Source organism: Ralstonia sp. OTU4908, from assembly GCF_038440115.1.
GTDB lineage: Bacteria > Pseudomonadota > Gammaproteobacteria > Burkholderiales > Burkholderiaceae > Ralstonia > Ralstonia pickettii.
Window position 1 is genome coordinate 57157 of record NZ_JASATD010000012.1, and the last position, 15051, is coordinate 72207.

Genomic DNA, 15051 nt, shown 5'->3' on the forward strand with positions numbered 1-15051 from the left:
GAATTCTGCAGAGGTAAGGGAGTGGAGATCTGTGCAACTGCGCAAAACTAAGTGTAACGGCAATCAACTTGCGGGTCGCTTGGGGAAACCGCTTGGTGAGGTGTTCTGGGCGCTCAATTAATGCTGCAGTGCAATGTCAAAAGTGATTTGTTTTGCGTCGCCGCAATATTCCACATTATAAAAAACCATATCGCAATTTGAAAATTCCGCTTGTGCTGCATTTGCGGGTGCCCATAGAATCAGCGCAAAAGTCGGGGTGGTCCTTGCGCGCGTGCAAACGTGCGAGCCGAGGGCGCCTCACAAGAGACGCAACTACCGTTACTGCTACCAAGGAGACCGCCATGTCGGCCGTACCAGAACAAGTCCTGGGTGCCACGAGCGCCAGCGACGCTGATCCCCAGGAAACCAAGGAATGGCTGGAGGCGCTGCAAGGCGTCATCGGCGCGGAAGGCCCGCAGCGTGCGGCATTCCTTCTTGATAAGCAGATCGAGTACGCACGCATCAACGGCGTGACGTCTCCGCTGCACGCAGAAACCCCCTATATCAATACGATCCCGGTCGAGAATCAGGACCGCATTCCTGGCAACCAGGAAATCGAGCACCGCATCCGCTCGTACACGCGCTGGAACGCGATGGCGATGGTGCTGCGCGCGAACAAAGACACCAACGTAGGCGGCCATATCTCGTCGTTCGCCTCGGCGGCCACGCTGTATGACGTCGGCTACAACCACTTCTGGCACGCCCCGTCGGACAAGCACGGCGGCGACATGGTCTTCGTGCAGGGCCACTCGGCGCCGGGCGTGTATTCGCGCGCATTCCTGCTGGGCCGCCTGACCGAGGAGCAACTCGACAACTTCCGCCAGGAAGTGGACGGCAAGGGCATCTCGTCGTACCCGCACCCGTGGCTGATGCCGGATTTCTGGCAGTTCCCGACCGTGTCGATGGGCCTGGGCCCGATCATGGCGATCTACCAGGCGCGCTTCACCAAGTATCTGGCCAGCCGCGGCCTGATCCAGAACTGGGAAAACCGCAAGGTCTGGGCGTTCCTGGGCGACGGCGAAACCGACGAGCCGGAATCGCTGGGCGCGATCGGCATGGCCGGCCGTGAAAAGCTGGATAACCTAGTCTTCGTGATCAACTGCAACCTGCAGCGCCTGGACGGTCCGGTGCGCGGCAACGGCAAGATCATCCAGGAGCTGGAATCGGAATTCCGCGGCGCCGGCTGGAACGTCATCAAGGTCATCTGGGGCAGCCGTTGGGATCAGCTGCTCGCCCGCGATACCAAGGGGCTGCTGATGAGCCGCATGATGGAATGCGTCGACGGCGAGTACCAGACCTTCAAGTCGAAGAGCGGCGCCTATGTGCGCGAGCACTTCTTCAACACCCCGGAACTCAAGGCTATGGTGGCCGATTGGTCCGACGACGACATCTGGGCACTGAACCGCGGCGGCCATGATCCGCACAAGATCTACGCGGCGTTCCAGTCGGCGACCAACCACAAGGGCCAGCCGACCGTCATTCTCGCCAAGACCATCAAGGGCTATGGCATGGGCGAAGCCGGCGAAGCGATGAACATCGCCCACCAGCAGAAGAAGATGCCGGTGGATGCCATCCGCAAGCTGCGTGATCGCTTCAACATTCCGGTTGCCGACGATCAGCTCGAGCATGTTCCGTACGTCAAGTTCGAAGAAGGCTCGAAGGAACTGGAATACATGCGCAAGGCGCGCATGGACCTGGGCGGCTACCTGCCGGCCCGTCGCCAGAAGGCTGACGCGCTGCAAATTCCGGCGCTGTCTGCGTTTGACGCGTTGCTCAAGGCCACCGGTGAAGGCCGCGAAGTGTCCACGACGATGGCCTTCGTGCGCATTCTGAACATTCTGCTGAAAGACAAGAACATCGGTAAGCACGTCGTGCCCATCGTGCCGGATGAGTCGCGCACGTTCGGCATGGAAGGTCTGTTCCGCCAGGTGGGTATCTGGAACCAGGAAGGCCAGAAGTACGTGCCGCAGGATCACGACCAGCTGATGTTCTACAAAGAATCGCAGACGGGTCAGGTGCTGCAGGAAGGCATCAACGAAGCTGGCGCCATGTGCGACTGGATCGCGGCCGCAACGTCGTATTCCACGCATGGCGTGGCGATGATCCCGTTCTACATCTACTACTCGATGTTCGGCATCCAGCGTATCGGCGATCTGTGCTGGGCCGCGGGCGACATGCGCTCGCGCGGCTTCCTGCTGGGCGGCACCGCTGGCCGCACCACCCTGAACGGCGAAGGCCTGCAGCACGAAGACGGCCACTCGCACGTGTACCACGCTGCCATCCCGAACTGCATCTCGTATGACCCGACCTTCCAGTACGAACTGGCGGTGGTGGTGCAAGACGGCCTGCGCCGCATGTATGTCGAGCAGGAAGACGTTTATTACTACCTGACGGTGATGAACGAGAACTACGAGCACCCCGAAATGCCGGCGGGTGTCGAGGCCGACATCATCAAGGGGATGTACCAGTTCAAGAAGGGCGTCGAAAACAGCAATGCACCGCGCGTGCAACTGCTGGGTTCGGGCACGATCTTCCGTGAAGTGATTGCCGCTGCCGATCTGCTGAAGAAAGACTGGGGCGTTGAGTCCGACCTGTGGGGCTGCCCGAGCTTTACCGAGCTGGCCCGCGAAGGCAACGCCATCGCACGCTGGAACCTGCTCAACCCGACCGAGCCGCAACGCGAGTCGCACGTCGAGAAGCTGCTCAAGAACGCACGCGGCCCGGTTATCGCATCGACCGACTACGTCCGCACCTTCGCCGAGCAGATTCGCGCCTTCGTGCCGCGTCGCTACGTGGTGCTGGGCACCGACGGCTTCGGCCGTTCGGATACCCGCGAGAAGCTGCGCCACTTCTTCGAGGTGGATCGCTACTGGGTGACGGTCGCGTCGCTCAAGGCGCTCGCCGACGAAGGCGTGCTGCCGCGCGAAAAGGTGGCCGAGGCACTGAAGAAGTACAACCTCGATCCGAACAAGCCCAACCCGATGACCGTATAACGGAGCCGCCGGGCGCGCGGGTTGCGTCCCGGCCGGGCACCGCCCCGACAGACTTCCCGCAACGTGCAATTGCCAGCACGATGCGGTAGCCTGCGGGGCAACGCGTGTCCGCCGCCGGATGCTCTCGCCGCCAGACCTCTGGAGACAGAAGAATGAGTCAAGTCGTAGAAATCAAGGTGCCGGACATCGGCGACTACAAAGACGTCCCGGTGATCGAAGTGCTGGTCAAGGCGGGCGATACCGTCAACGCCGAGGATTCGCTGGTCACGCTGGAATCGGACAAGGCGACCATGGACGTGCCCTCGCCCAAGAGCGGCGTCGTCAAGGAAGTGAAGATCAAAGTGGGTGACACCGTGTCGGAAGGCTCGCTGGTGCTGCTGCTCGAAGAGCAGGGCGCTGCTGCCGCCCCGGCCCCCGCACCTCAAGCTGCGCCCGCACCGGCTCCGGCCGCTGCTGCACCGGCACCCGCACCGGCCGCGCAATCGCCGGCCCCTGCGCCGGCTGCTGCTGGTGGCGGCACGATCGAAGTGAAAGTGCCGGATATTGGCGACTACACCGACGTGCCTGTGATCGAGATCAGCGTGAAGGTGGGCGACAAGGTGGAAGCCGAGCAGTCGCTGATCACGCTCGAGTCCGACAAGGCCACGATGGATGTGCCGTCGCCGGCCGCCGGTACCGTCAAGGACATCCGCGTGAAGGTGGGCGATGCCGTGTCGGAAGGCACGCTGATCGTCGTGCTGGAAGGCGCTGGCGGTGCCGCCGCGGCGCCCGCGCCTGCGCAAGCTCCAGTATCGGCACCAACAGCCGCACCGGCTGCCGCTGCACCGAGCCCGGCCCCGGCGGCTGCGCCCGCAGTTGCTCCGGCCGCAGCGCCCGCTACGTACACCGCCGACACCGTCGGTACAGTGGGCAAGGCTGCCCACGCCAGCCCCTCGGTGCGCAAGTACGCGCGTGAACTGGGCGTGAACGTCAACCTGGTTGGCGGCACCGGTCCGAAGAACCGTATCACGCAGGAAGACGTGCAGCGCTACGTCAAGAGCGTGATGAGCGGCCAGGCCGCTGCGCCGGGCAAGGCTGCCGCAACTGCGCCGGCCGGCGGTGGCGAGCTGAACCTGCTGCCGTGGCCGAAGGTGGACTTCACCAAGTTCGGCCCGGTCGATCCGAAGCCCCTGTCGCGCATCAAGAAGATTTCGGGTGCGAACCTGCACCGCAATTGGGTCATGATCCCGCACGTCACGAACAATGACGAAGCGGACATCACCGAGCTGGAAGCCTTCCGCGTGCAGATGAACAAGGACCACGAAAAGGCCGGCGTGAAATTCACGATGCTGGCATTCGTGATCAAGGCAGTCGTGGGTGCGCTGAAGAAGTTCCCGACCTTCAACGCGAGCCTGGACGGCGACAACCTGGTCTTCAAGCAGTATTTCCACATCGGCTTTGCGGCTGATACGCCCAACGGGCTGGTGGTGCCGGTGATCCGCGATGCGGACAAGAAGGGGCTGATCGACATCGCCAAGGAAATGGCGGACCTCTCGAAGGCTGCGCGCGAAGGGAAACTCAAGCCGGACCAGATGCAGGGCGGCTGCTTCTCGATCTCGTCGCTGGGCGGTATTGGCGGCACGCATTTCACGCCGATCATCAACGCACCGGAAGTGGCCATCCTCGGCCTGTCGCGCGGTTATCAGAAGCCGGTGTGGGACGGCAAGCAGTTCGTGCCGCGCCTGACGCTGCCGCTGTCGCTGTCGTACGATCACCGCGTGATCGACGGCGCCGAGGCTGCGCGCTTCAACGCGTATCTGGCCAGCGTGCTGGCGGACTTCCGCCGCGTCAGCCTGTAAGCCCACGCGGGCGCGGCACGCATTTGGCTTCGGGCCTGTGCGTGCCGGCCCGGTTGGGTTTGCAGCGGTCGGCGGACTGGTCAGTGGACTGATGGCGAGGACGACATGACGACGTGCGTGGTGGTCAAGAAAGACGGCGAAGTGGCGATTGCGGCCGATTCGCTGGTGACGTTCGGCGATACACGCCTGGCGCGCGGTTACGAGCAGAACCAGAAGATCTTCCAGGTGGGCGATTCGCTGATCGCGCTGGCGGGCACGACGGCCCACTTTCCGGTCATGCGGAGCCTGCTGGCGGGGCTGGCCGATGAATGCCGCCTCGGCACGCGCGATGACGTCTTCCGGACCTTTCTGAAGGTGCACGAAAAGCTCAAGGACGAGTATTTCGTCAACACCAAGGAAGACGACGATGACCCTTACGAGTCGTCGCAGATCACCTGCCTGATCGCCAACGCCACCGGCATCTACGGCGTCTATTCGTACCGCGAGGTGTTTTCGTTCGATCGCTTCTGGGGCATCGGCTCCGGGCGTAATTTCGCGCTGGGGGCCATGTCGGCGGTGTTCGACATGCCGGGCAAGTCGGCGGCGGACGTTGCACAGGTGGGCGTATCGGCAGGCGTGGAGTTCGACAAGAGTTCGGGCGGCCCGATCGAAGTGCACACAGTCCGTCTGCAGGATTGAAAAGCGTCAGCGGGCCCGGGCGATGCCGGGTGCCGACGACAAGAACAAGGAGTCAGGAATGAGCGTGGTGGAAATCAAGGTGCCGGACATCGGCGACTACAAGGACGTGGACGTCATTGAAGTGATGGTGAAGGCGGGCGATGCCGTCACCGTCGATCAGGCGCTGATCACGCTGGAAACCGACAAGGCCACCATGGACGTGCCGTCGGATGTGGCTGGCAAGATCGTCGAAGTCAAGATCAAGGTGGGCGATAAGGTCAGCCAAGGCACGGTGATTGCCACGGCGGAAGCGGGCGCGGCGGCGGCTCCGGCGCCTGCGCAAGCACCGGCTCCGGCCGCAACGCCCGCTGCTGCGCCGGCCGCATCGGCCCCCGCACCGCAAGCGAGCAAGCATGCCGGCGGCGCTGATATCGAATGCGAGATGCTCGTCCTTGGCTCGGGCCCCGGCGGTTATTCGGCCGCCTTCCGCAGCGCGGATCTCGGCATGAGCACTGTGCTGGTGGAGCGCTTCTCCACGCTGGGCGGCGTTTGCCTGAACGTGGGCTGTATCCCGTCGAAGGCGCTGCTGCACACCGCGGCTGTCATGGAGGAAGTCAAAGCCATGGCCGCACACGGCATTGTCTACAGCGAACCCACGGTTGATATCAACCAGCTGCGCAAGCACAAGGAGTCCGTGATCGGCAAGCTGACCGGCGGGCTGGCCGGCATGGCCAAGGCACGCAAGGTGCAGGTCGTACGTGGCGTCGGTGCGTTCCTGGACCCGAACCACCTCGAAGTGCAGCTGACGGACGGCGACGGCAAGGCAACGACAGGCGAGAAGAAAGTCATCCGTTTTGCCAAGGCGATCATCGCTGCAGGCAGCGAGGCCGTGAAGCTGCCCTTCATCCCGGAAGATCCGCGCATCGTCGATTCGACCGGTGCGCTGGAGTTGCGCGAAGTGCCGGCCAAGATGCTGGTCATCGGCGGCGGCATCATCGGCCTGGAAATGGCCACGGTGTATAGCACGCTCGGCGCCCGCATCGACGTGGTGGAAATGCTCGACGGCCTGATGCAGGGCGCTGACCGCGACCTCGTCAAGGTGTGGGACAAGATGAACAAGGGCCGCTTCGACAAGGTCATGCTCAAGACCAAGACGGTCGGGGTGGAAGCCAAGCCGGACGGCATCTATGTCAAGTTCGAGGGCGAAGCCGCACCGGCCGAGCCGCAACGCTATGACATGGTGCTGGTGGCGGTGGGCCGCGCGCCGAACGGCAAGCGCATCGGCGCGGAAAAGGCCGGCGTGGCCGTGACGGACCGTGGCTTCATCGACGTGGACAAGCAGCAGCGCACGAATGTGCCGCACATCTTCGCGATCGGCGACATCGTCGGGCAGCCGATGCTGGCACATAAGGCCGTGCATGAGGGCCATGTGGCAGCCGAAGCCGCACACGGCGAGAAGGCGTATTTCGATGCCAAGCAGATTCCGTCGGTGGCCTATACCGATCCGGAAGTGGCTTGGGCAGGGCTGACCGAAGAGCAGTGCAAGGCGCAGGGCATAAAGTATGGCAAGGGCGTGTTCCCTTGGGCGGCTTCGGGCCGGGCCATTGCCAACGGCCGCGACGAGGGTTTCACCAAGCTGATCTTCGACGAGGAAACCCACCGCATCATCGGTGGTGGCATCGTTGGCACGCACGCCGGCGACTTGATCGGCGAAATCTGCCTGGCCATCGAGATGGGCGCAGACGCCGTGGATATCGGCAAGACCATCCATCCGCATCCGACGCTGGGTGAGTCGGTGGGCATGGCTGCGGAAATCTACGAGGGTGTGTGCACGGACGTGCCGCCGGCTCGTAAGCGTTGAGTTGCAATTAACCGCCAAGTTTTGGAGTTAACTCCGGATCCGGCTGGCAAGCAAAAGGGCCGCTCGAATGGGCGGCCCTTTTGTTTGGGATGTTCGGCGGCAGGTCAGTGCCGAGGGTCGGCTGGGCGCCGATGCCGGCGTAGCAGGCGCACCGCCGCGATCAGGCGGCGCCACACCTGCTGCATCGTCCCATGTCGACGGGCGCGCCAGACAGCAATTCGTACCTGCAAGGCTTGCCAGGTCGGTGTTGCCTGCAGGGCGGCCAACATGCGCTGCTTCCACGCCAGGAACGCGGATTCCCAGCGGGTATACCAGGCGATCGTGTGCAACTGTGGGCGCACGGCGGAATAGATGCGCACGCCCAGCCCCGTGCTGACGATTTTGGCTGCGACCAGAACCAACGTGCCTGCAAAGAGATGGCCCCGCGCCAGCACGTAGACGGCAGCCAGCTTGAACGGCAGCAGCGCCAGCATCGGTAGGGCAAAGGCGCAGAGGGCCTCGATGGGCTCCAGTTCGGCCAACTTCCGCTCTGCCGCCTGGACCCAGGGATGCGTCGCCAAACGGGCGGTCGCCCGCTGCATGGCCTTCCAGATCCACTCTTCTAGCAGCAGGAAAAGCGCCGCCGCGACGATCAGACTGCGCTTGGCCAGAGATTCGCGAGACATTGGGACGGAGAAAAAAACGATGGGCCGCAATACAGAATGGAGCGCCGGCCGCCTGCAAAGTTCGCAATTTGAAGGGACGACGCGTTTCAGGCACACACAAAAAACCCGGCCGAAGCCGGGCTAAAGGTACCCACTGATCACCACTGAGGACAGGTTTCGGTAGCGGGACCGAGGAGACAATCCAACGAACACGATGGAATGGACCAGCGGCCGCGCGTTTGGGTTCCGCGCAAATGCACGCAAACGTTGAGTTTGGAGGATGGCTCGACGGCCAAAACAAAACGGGCCTCCCGAAGGAGGCCCGCTTCAACAGCCGGAAGACTAAAGACAGTAGCTTAGCGCTTACGCAGCGGTCGTTGCCGACTTCTTGCCGGTGGCAGCGCGCGCTTGAGCCGATGCTTGAGCGGTTGCCTTGCTGGCAGCGTTGGCAGCAGCGTGAAAGTTGCTTTCAGCCAGTTCCACAGCTTGCTTGGTGGCCTTCTGCACCGAGTCGTAAGCGTTGTTGGCGGCCGACAGAGCCGACTTCACCAGGGCAACTGCCGATTCCGAACCGGCCGGAGCGTTCTTCGACACGTTGTCGACCAGCGCTTGCAGCTTGCGGCTGTTTTCAGCGATTTGCGCTTCAGCAGCCTTGCTGAATTCAGTTTGCGTGTCCGAAGCGATTTCGTACAGGTGGCGGCTGTAAGCGAGAACCTTTTCAGCCAGCGGCTGCACTGCGGCGGTTTGCACCGACAGCAGCTCTTGGGCGTCCTTGGCGGTCAGTGCCTTCTTGGCGTGTTCGACGTTCTCGGCAAGGGTAGCCTTGACGACCTGCAGGTTCAGTTCGACCAGCTTTTCGACGCCTTCAAAAGCCTTGTTGGTCAGACCGAAAAACGTTTCCAGGTTGGCCTTGTGCGCCGCAGCGATCTGTTCCTGAGTCAGCATGTTGTCTCTCCAAATACAAAGGTGGGTGGGGAATCAAAATGAAAATTTAGATCGCCCAGATGTACAAAGCATGACGGTCTGCGTCGGGCCTTCCAGGCGACATCGCGATGAATTCGGGATGGTGCATCGCAACAATTTCATTGTTGTTGAATGGCTAATCAGTGTCAAGCGTTCTTTGTGCATCGCACAAAAATCAGAATTCCCTGATTTTTCGTGCACAGGAATTGCGTGACCAACCGTTTGGCGTAATTTTTTGTGGCAGGAAAATGCGCGCTCTTGGTGCACGTGGGGTGCCGTCGACCCCTTTCGGCCGTAATTCCGTCTCAAAAAACACACGAGTGCAGCCTAGGTTAGGATGCGCCCGGGTGCCATTTTTGTTGCGTTGCGATTTGTTATTCACATGCGGGCGTTCTACACCGACCACTTTGTATTGCCGTTGCCGCCGGGCCATCGGTTTCCAATGCGCAAGTACAGCGACCTGCGCGCACGGGTTCTGGCCGACGTGCCAGGGCTATCCATGCAGGAGGCGCCGCGGGCGGATGACGATGCGTTGCTGCTGGCGCACACGTTTGAATATGTTGAGGCGGTAAGCGCCGGTCGGCTTGACCCCGCGCGCCAGCGGGAGATCGGGTTTCCCTGGTCGCCGGAAATGGTCGAGCGCAGCCGTCGTTCGGCCGGCGCCACGATGGCCGCATGTGACGCAGCGCTGGCCGATGGCATTGCCGTCAACCTCGCGGGTGGCACGCACCATGCCTATGCGGACAAGGGCGGCGGTTTCTGTGTATTCAACGACGCGGCCATCGCTGCCCGCTGGGTCCAGCGCCAATCCGGCAGGACGCCGGCGGATTTTCCGGTCGCAATCGTCGATCTAGACGTACATCAGGGCAATGGCACGGCGTCCATCCTGCGCGATGACGCCACGGTTTTCACCTTGTCGCTGCACGGCGAAAAAAACTATCCGTTCCGCAAGGAGGCGTCGGACCTCGACATCGGCCTGCACGATGGCTGCGGCGACCAGGACTATCTGCAAGCGCTGACCGGCGCACTCGACATCCTGGCCGGGCGCTTCAAGCCGCGGATGATCATCTACCTGGCCGGCGCGGATCCTCACGAGGGCGATCGGCTCGGCCGGCTCAAACTGACGCTCCAGGGCTTGGCCCGGCGCGATCAGGAAGTCTTCGATTTCGCGTATCAACGGCGCATACCGGTTGCCGTTACCATGGCGGGCGGCTACGGCAACAATATCGACGATACCGTGGCCGTCCACGCGCAGACCATCGCCCTGGCTGCCCGCCACGCACAGCGCTGGGCAGCACGCGACGAGGGCGCTGGCGCATCGACCTCTCTTCCGCTTTCCGCATGACGCAAGTGTCTTCCGTCGCGCCCGGCTCCGCGCGCGACTCCCTGTTTGTCGTTGCCATGCCGTGGCTGTTCGTGCTGATCTGGAGCACGGGCTTTATCGTGGCCAAGTACGGAATGCCGTACGCGGAGCCGATCACGTTCCTGTTTTTGCGGTTCGTGGGCGTGCTGGTGTGCCTGCTGCCCCTGGTCTGGGTTGCGCGCGTACCGTTGCCGCGCCGCGCCGGCACGGGCGACACCGACTGGGCGGCCGTCGGCCACATCGCGGTGGCCGGTTTGTTGATGCAATGGGGCTATCTGGCGGGCGTCTGGGCAGCGGTCAAGCTCGGCATGCCGGCTGGGATGACCGCGCTGATCGTCGGCATGCAGCCGATTCTGACTGCGCTGTATGTATCAATGCGCGGCGAGCGTGTGTCGAATCGCCAATGGCTGGGGTTGCTTTGCGGCATCGCCGGCGTGGGGCTGGTGGTGGCGAACAAGCTGCACCTGGCAGGCGTCGGCGTGACGACGCTTGCGCTGTGCGTGGGTGCGTTGCTGTCGATCACCATTGGCACGCTGTATCAAAAGCGCCATTGCCCGGTGTTCGACCTGCGGATGGGTGCGTGTATCCAGTTCGGGGCGTCGGCGCTGCTGTGTCTGCCGTTCATGTTCCTGTTTGAGACGCGCGAGGTGCATTGGACGCTGCCGATGATCGGCTCGCTGGTGTGGTCCGTGCTGGCATTGTCGATCGGCGCGATCTCGCTGCTGTTTGTGCTGATCCGCAAGGGCGCGGCTACCAAGGTGACGTCGCTTCTGTATCTCACGCCGCCCACGACCGCCGTGATGGCGTGGGCGCTGTTCGGCGAGCGTTTTCCGCCGCTCGCGGCGCTGGGCATGGTCATCGCGGCGTGCGGTGTGGCGCTCGTCATCCGGAAGTGACCGGGTTGAAGCGGCTGGCGTATCCTGATCGCTTTCCACTGCCACCTGCCTGCCGCCCATGAGCACGCCCCGTCAGACGCGCGACGACTACCGCCACTTCCACACCATCACCACGCGCTGGATGGACAACGACGTCTACGGCCACGTCAACAACGTCGTCTATTACAGCTACTTCGACACCGTGGTGAACGCCTATTTGATCGAGCAGGGCGTGCTGAACCCCGAGCACAGCAACACCATCGGCCTCGTCATCGAGACGCAATGCAACTATTTCGCGCCGCTGTCGTTTCCGGACCCCGTGGTGGCAGGACTGCGTGTTGCGCGCCTGGGCAACACAAGCGTGCGTTATGAGGTGGGTCTCTTCCGCGGCGACACGCAAGAAGCGGCCGCGCAGGGCCATTTCGTGCACGTCTACGTCGACCGCGAAACGCGTCGGCCGGTGGCGCTGCCCGATGCGCTGCGTGCCGTGCTCGAGCTGCTGGCGTCCAACATCACCGCCTGAATTTTGCGCATCGCCATGACCGACCGACGCCCCACCTCTGCCGAAGTCGAGCTCGTCGATCAGGCAATCACTTCGCGCCGTTCCGTACGCGCGTTCCTGCCGACACCGGTCGCTCGTGAAGACATCGAAGCGATTCTGGATGTCGCACGCCGTGCGCCGTCAGGCAGCAACACACAGCCGTGGAAAGTCTATGTGCTGACGGGTGAATCGAAAGCGCGCTTGTCCGAATCGGTGTTGGCGGCGTACGCCCACCCGGAGGCGGACACGGTGCATCGCGAGGAGTATCCGTACTACCCACGCACATGGATCGATCCGTACCAGAGCCGACGCCGCAAGGTCGGCTGGGATCTTTACAGCCTGCTCGGCATCGGGCGCGCCGACAAGGAGCGCATGCACGCGCAGCACGCGCGCAACTTCCGGTTCTTCGATGCGCCGGTCGGCATCATCTTTACAATCGACCGCGTGATGGAGCAGGGCAGCTGGCTTGATTACGGCATGTTTTTGGAAGCGGTGATGGTGGCCGCGCGTGCTCGGGGCATCGATACATGCCCACAGGCCGCGTTCACGCAGTTCCATCGGATCATCGCAGAGCAGCTCGGGCTGACGGATGACGAGATGGTCGTCTGCGGCATGTCGATGGGTTATGCGAATCGCGCTGCCATCGAAAATACGCTCGTCACCGAGCGCGCACCTGTCTCCGAGTTCACTCGCTTCCTGGATTGATGTCGTCATCACGCCGGAGCCCGAACGCTACGGCGCACATATTCGGACAAAGCGAGAATTGACGGTGGAAAGTCATCGAATTATGTCAACAGATACAGCCCATCCGTCGTTAGACTTCCATCTGTGACTCGGCGTATGACGCCCGCGTGTTGTTATGGACCGTTGGGGCCGGTTGTCAACCGTGTTTGTCGCCAAGCGCGACGGAACTCACGGGGGACTTCCAGAATCCGTTGGTGATTCCTCGCTGAGCGTTATGTGCGCCTTGCGCAACTTTTTTCGCGATTGCAGTCCTGCATGAGCAGACAATTGCGTCGAAATGATGACCGAATGATAAGGCTCCACAGGTCAAACTTTAAGGCCGTGAGCTAAGTCCTTCATCTTGCTAAGAATTTTGTTTTTGCCTACACTTGCGCCATCTCACGCGCGGGTGATCGAACCATGTCACGGTCTGTTTCCTCATTTTTTCGACGTCTCGGCTTCGTTTCGCTGATGACCGTCGCGCTCGCTGCCGTCTCTGTCACTACCGTGGCCAACGCTGCCACGACCGACAAAAAACCCGCCGCTAGCAAGAAAGCCAAATCCAAAGGCAAGACCGTCGCCAATCGCAAGGCCAGCGCCAAAGTCGCGGCTGCGAGCAGCGATGAAGTCGCCTCCAGCAAAGTCCGCAAGGTCGTCACCGTCAAGGGCAAGCGCCGCGTGATCATGGTTGAGCGTGGTGCTCGTCCGGTGCGCGCCGCGTTTGTGCCGGCATCGCCGACGCTGGGTGAAGCGATGGGCCTGCGTGCGACGCCCGATGCGTTGGCGCTGCGCTCCTCCGTCGCGCTGGTGATGGACCAGAACAACGGCGAAGTGCTGTTCCAGAAGAACTCGTCGGCCGTGCTGCCGATCGCCTCGATCACCAAGCTGATGACTGCACTGGTCGTGACCGATGCACATCAGCCGATGGACGAGCTGCTTGAAATTACCGATGAAGATCGCGACTACGAGCGCAACACGGGCTCGCGCCTGCGTTTCGGCACGATGCTTACCCGCGAAGACCTGCTGCTGCTGGCGCTGATGTCGTCGGAAAACCGTGCGGCCTCTGCACTTGGCCGCAACTATCCGGGCGGTCGTCCGGCATTCGTTGCCGCCATGAACCGCAAGGCACGCGAGCTGGGCATGAACGATACGCACTATGTTGATTCGAACGGCCTGTCGAGCAGCAATGTGTCGAGCGCGCAGGATCTTGCCAAGATCGTGATGGCGGCCTACAAGGTACCGCTCATTCGGCAGTTCACGACCACTCCTGAACATACGGTCAGCGCCAACGGGCGCACGCTTCACTACGTCAACACCAACCGTCTGGTGCGCGGCGGAGAGTGGGATATCGGCCTTCAGAAGACCGGCTTCATCAACGAGGCAGGCCGCTGCCTGGTGATGCAGGCCAACGTGCATGGCCGCAACGTCGTGATGGTGTTCCTGGATTCGGCCGGCAACCTCACGCGTTTTGCAGACGCCACGCGCGTGCGCAATTGGCTGGAGCGCAATCCGCACATCGAGCCGGCCACGCAGGCGGCAGCGCCGTTGCGGAATGTGCCGGTGTCCACGCAGCCGGCAACCGTGCTGGCGTCGGACCAGCACGGCGCTTGAGCCGCGGCATCGCCCAACAAAAAAGCGCGTCATCGAACGCGCTTTTTTGTTGGTCAACGCCAGCGGCTTACTCTGCGCGCACCGTATCCTCCTCGTGCGTGTAGCCCATCCCTTTGGAGATTTGCAGCGCAGTGTCTTTGAGGTTGTCGAGCCAGCTGTCCTGCAACCGGTCTGCCGGTGCCGATAGCGACAAGCCCGCGACCAGACGCCGCGAATCATCATAGATGCCGGCAGCGATACAGCGCACGCCGAGTTCCAGTTCTTCGTTGTCACGCGCGTAGCCGTTGGTGCGCACCCAGTTGAGTTCGCGTTCAAGCTTGGGCAAATCCGTGATGGAGGTGCGGGTGTGGCCAGACAAGCCCGTGCGTGTCGCATAGGCGCGCACACGGCCGAGTTCGTCAGCAGCCAGGAACAACTTGCCAACCGAAGTCAGATGCAGCGGCGCGCGGCCACCAATGGCGCGCACGACTTGCATGCCAGAGCGCTCGGAATAGGCGCGCTCGATGTAGACGATCTCGTCGCCCTGACGCACCGAGAGGTTGACGGTCTGGCCCGTCAGGCGGTGCAGGGCGCGCATCGGCGCCAGCGCCGCTTCTCGCACCGACAGGCGCGCCTTGACCAGGTTCCCAAGTTCCAGCAAACGCATGCCGAGACGGTAGCTGCCCGGGTCGGAGCGATCGACGAAGCGGCAAGCCACCATGTCGTTCAGGATGCGATGCGCGGTGGACGGGTGCAGGCCGGTGCTGGCCGAGAGCGCCTTCAGGCTGACCGGATCGGCGTGATCGGCAAGCGCGTCGAGCAGCATCATCATGCGTTCGATGACCTGGATAGACGTCTTGCCGGGGTCCTTGTCTGCTTCTGCCATGGGTGCAGTGGGTTGCGGATGCGATGCAAAATTCTATCCCACGATGTGAAAATGCGCACCATCCCGACGCATGATTCC

The 15051-nt window shown here is 62.5% G+C and carries 12 protein-coding genes; 9 read left to right on the top strand and 3 right to left on the bottom strand.

What is annotated here, in order from left to right:
• Positions 1 to 341: 341 nt before the first annotated feature.
• The 4 genes from aceE (at position 342) to lpdA (ending at position 7388) form a co-directional block, all read left to right on the top strand.
• A complete protein-coding gene (gene aceE, locus AAHM38_RS12825; RefSeq protein WP_012762105.1) occupies positions 342 to 3032 on the top strand; it encodes a pyruvate dehydrogenase (acetyl-transferring), homodimeric type in 2691 nt (896 codons plus the stop codon).
• A gap of 152 nt (positions 3033 to 3184) precedes the next feature.
• Positions 3185 to 4870 (top strand): dihydrolipoyllysine-residue acetyltransferase, encoded by a 1686-nt coding sequence (aceF, locus tag AAHM38_RS12830; protein ID WP_116576565.1) that lies wholly within the window; start codon positions 3185 to 3187, stop codon positions 4868 to 4870.
• Positions 4871 to 4975: 105 nt separating this feature from the next.
• The gene (locus AAHM38_RS12835) at positions 4976 to 5548 is read left to right on the top strand and encodes an MFS transporter (protein ID WP_004635945.1); all 573 of its coding nucleotides are present in this window, start codon (positions 4976 to 4978) and stop codon (positions 5546 to 5548) included.
• 58 nt (positions 5549 to 5606) lie between these two features.
• Positions 5607 to 7388 (top strand): dihydrolipoyl dehydrogenase, encoded by a 1782-nt coding sequence (lpdA, locus tag AAHM38_RS12840; protein WP_116576606.1) that lies wholly within the window; start codon positions 5607 to 5609, stop codon positions 7386 to 7388.
• 104 nt (positions 7389 to 7492) lie between these two features.
• Here the strand turns inward: lpdA and AAHM38_RS12845 are convergent, their stop codons facing one another.
• Positions 7493 to 8053, bottom strand: a complete 561-nt coding sequence (locus AAHM38_RS12845) for a hypothetical protein (protein ID WP_116576566.1) — start codon at positions 8051 to 8053, stop codon at positions 7493 to 7495.
• Between the two features lie 342 nt (positions 8054 to 8395).
• Entirely contained in the window at positions 8396 to 8977 is a 582-nt protein-coding gene (locus AAHM38_RS12850) for a phasin family protein (protein ID WP_009240786.1), read from the bottom strand.
• A 355-nt stretch (positions 8978 to 9332) separates the two neighbouring features.
• Between AAHM38_RS12850 and AAHM38_RS12855 the strand changes: the two genes are divergently transcribed.
• The 5 genes from AAHM38_RS12855 to pbpG all read left to right on the top strand — a co-directional run bounded on the left by AAHM38_RS12855 (position 9333) and on the right by pbpG (position 14108).
• Positions 9333 to 10340 carry a histone deacetylase family protein gene (locus AAHM38_RS12855; RefSeq protein WP_116576567.1) on the top strand — a complete coding sequence of 336 codons (1008 nt, stop codon included), beginning with the start codon at positions 9333 to 9335 and terminating at the stop codon, positions 10338 to 10340.
• Positions 10337 to 11254 carry a DMT family transporter gene (locus tag AAHM38_RS12860; RefSeq protein WP_012762100.1) on the top strand — a complete coding sequence of 306 codons (918 nt, stop codon included), beginning with the start codon at positions 10337 to 10339 and terminating at the stop codon, positions 11252 to 11254. The genes AAHM38_RS12855 and AAHM38_RS12860 overlap by 4 nt, the downstream gene beginning before the upstream one ends.
• Before the next feature lie 58 nt (positions 11255 to 11312).
• Positions 11313 to 11756: an acyl-CoA thioesterase gene (locus AAHM38_RS12865; protein ID WP_116576568.1), complete on the top strand. Its 444-nt coding sequence runs from the start codon at positions 11313 to 11315 to the stop codon at positions 11754 to 11756.
• A 15-nt stretch (positions 11757 to 11771) separates the two neighbouring features.
• Positions 11772 to 12479 (top strand): nitroreductase, encoded by a 708-nt coding sequence (locus tag AAHM38_RS12870; protein ID WP_009240782.1) that lies wholly within the window; start codon positions 11772 to 11774, stop codon positions 12477 to 12479.
• A 438-nt stretch (positions 12480 to 12917) separates the two neighbouring features.
• Complete coding sequence (gene pbpG, locus AAHM38_RS12875; protein ID WP_041668154.1) at positions 12918 to 14108, top strand: D-alanyl-D-alanine endopeptidase; 1191 nt, start codon at positions 12918 to 12920, stop codon at positions 14106 to 14108.
• Positions 14109 to 14175: 67 nt separating this feature from the next.
• On the opposite strand, the gene AAHM38_RS12880 is transcribed toward pbpG, so the two are convergent.
• Positions 14176 to 14973, bottom strand: coding sequence for an IclR family transcriptional regulator (locus AAHM38_RS12880; protein ID WP_027681280.1), 798 nt, complete (start codon positions 14971 to 14973; stop codon positions 14176 to 14178).
• Positions 14974 to 15051 lie beyond the last annotated feature (78 nt).